This is a genomic window from Paenibacillus agaridevorans, assembly GCF_003112455.1.
In the GTDB taxonomy this organism is placed as follows: Bacteria; Bacillota; Bacilli; order Paenibacillales; family Paenibacillaceae; genus Pristimantibacillus; species Pristimantibacillus agaridevorans.
On sequence record NZ_BDQX01000458.1, the window covers coordinates 380,047 to 380,263 of the forward strand.

Consider the following 217-nt stretch of genomic DNA (forward strand, 5'->3'; position numbering starts at 1 on the left):
ATCGCGGCGCGGTCCGGCTCAGGGCCCCGATCTCGGTGGCCCAGGTATCCGCGTTCACGGAAGCCATGACGCCGATGAACGCGAATAGCCAGCCCTCATGGGGCCATATCGCATGGGCGGCGCATAACGCAAGGCCTGCGCCTCCATTTGCCCAGACTTGGCCGGCGTCGCGGCGGCCGCCCTTCGCGTATTTCGCCTCCGCATTCGCTTTGGCGCG

Annotated in this window: 1 protein-coding gene; it reads right to left on the bottom strand. The window is 67.7% G+C overall.

What is annotated here, in order from left to right; all coding sequences use genetic code 11:
- A partial coding sequence (locus PAT3040_RS35550) for a DUF92 domain-containing protein (protein ID WP_146200649.1) occupies positions 1 to 217 on the bottom strand: 217 nt, incomplete at both ends.